Below are 1,799 nucleotides of genomic sequence, written 5' to 3'. Positions count from 1 at the left end.
GTGGACATTCTCCACAAACGATTTATCAAGAGCTTGTTCGTTTCCATAAAGAGGAGGGGTTAAGTTTCAAAAATGTAATTATATTCAATATATATGAATTTTATCCACTTGCACCTCAGTCTAATAGTAATCTGAAATTACTGAAAGAATCATTTTTGGATTATGTGGATATTGCTTCTGAAAATATATACTCACCAGATAGTTCTGTTTCGAAAGAAGAAATATTAAACTATTGTAAAATATACGAGCAAACAATTAGTAATGTAGGTGGTATCGATTATCTGCTTTTAGGTTTGGGGCGGTCTGGTAATATAGGAATAAATATTGCTGGTTCGAGTATGAATTCGCAAACTCGTCTTATCTTATTGGATATTCAGTCGCGCAAAGAGGCTGTTAACACCTTCGGTTCTTTGGATAATGTTCCGGTTAGCGCCGTAACTATGGGGGTGTCTACAATAATGAAAGCCAAAGAAATTGCACTTATTGCTTGGGGTGAAGATAAAGCTAAAAGTGTAAAGGATGTGGTTGAAGGGGCATTGACAGATGCAACACCGGCATCTTGTCTTCAAGCCCATGCTAATGCAAAAGTACATGTCGATCTTAATTCTGCCTTTGAACTTACCCGTATCAACCAACCGTGGCTGGTAACTAGTTGTGATTGGACAAGTAAACTTATCCGTAGGGCTATTGTTTGGTTATGTTTTAAAGTGAATAAACCTATCTTGAAGTTAACAAATAAAGATTATCAAGATAACGGATTAGGTGAGTTGTTGGCATTGTATGGTTCGGCTTATAATGTAAATATTAAGATATTTAATGATTTGCAACATACAATTACGGGTTGGCCTGGGGGAAAACCTAATGCTGACGATACTAATCGTCCTGAAAGGGCAAAACCGTTCCCTAAACGAGTGATAATTTTCAGCCCTCACCCTGATGATGATGTTATTTCTATGGGCGGAACTTTCAAGCGCCTAGTAGATCAGAAACACGAAGTACATGTCGCATATCAGACATCTGGAAATATAGCGGTAGGTGACGAAGAGGTAATACGTTATGTGTCTTTCCTTGAAGATGTACGCTCTAAATATGATGCAGGGAATGAAGCTTTGAAAGCAAAGTATGCCGAAATACTTAAGTATCTTTTGCATGACAAAAAAGAGGGTGATATAGACACACCGGATATTTTATTCCTAAAAGGTCATATACGTCGCCAGGAAGCAACTACAGCATGTCGTTATGTTGGGATGGATACGAAGAATACTAAGTTTTTAGATCTTCCGTTTTATGAAACTGGACGAGTGAAGAAAAATCCGATATCGGCAGCTGATGTCGAAATAGTAAAGAATTATTTGGAATCTGTAAAACCTGATCAAGTATTTGTTGCAGGAGACCTTGCCGATCCTCATGGTACGCACAAGGTTTGTCTGGATGCCATCCTTGCTGCTGTAGATGAGCTTAAGGGGGCTGAATGGCTTAAGAATTGTCGTTTCTGGATGTATCGTGGAGCTTGGGCTGAGTGGGAAATAGATCATATAGAAATGGCTGTGCCTATTTCACCTGAAGAGCTTCGCTCGAAACGTAATTCGATATTGAAACATCAATCACAAATGGAAAGTGCTCCGTTTTTAGGAAATGATGAACGTCTGTTCTGGCAGCGTTCCGAAGATCGGAATCGTGCTACAGCTGAATTGTACAGGCAGCTAGGGCTGGCCTCGTATGAAGCAATTGAAGCTTTTGTAGAATATCATCCTTTGTAAATTATAATTAGAAGAAACAAACCTTTCAGGGTATAATGA

General features: G+C 38.8%; 1 protein-coding gene. It reads left to right on the top strand.

What is annotated here, in order from left to right:
• Positions 1–1,760: glucosamine-6-phosphate deaminase (locus JGH11_RS19885; RefSeq protein ID WP_201114689.1), on the top strand; the 1,760-nt coding region annotated here is incomplete at its 5' end.
• Positions 1,761–1,799: the final 39 nt, after the last annotated feature.

The sequence above is a fragment of the Dysgonomonas sp. Marseille-P4677 genome (assembly GCF_016652235.1).
In the GTDB taxonomy this organism is placed as follows: domain Bacteria; phylum Bacteroidota; class Bacteroidia; order Bacteroidales; family Dysgonomonadaceae; genus Dysgonomonas.
This window is presented reverse-complemented; position numbering and strand designations above follow the sequence as displayed.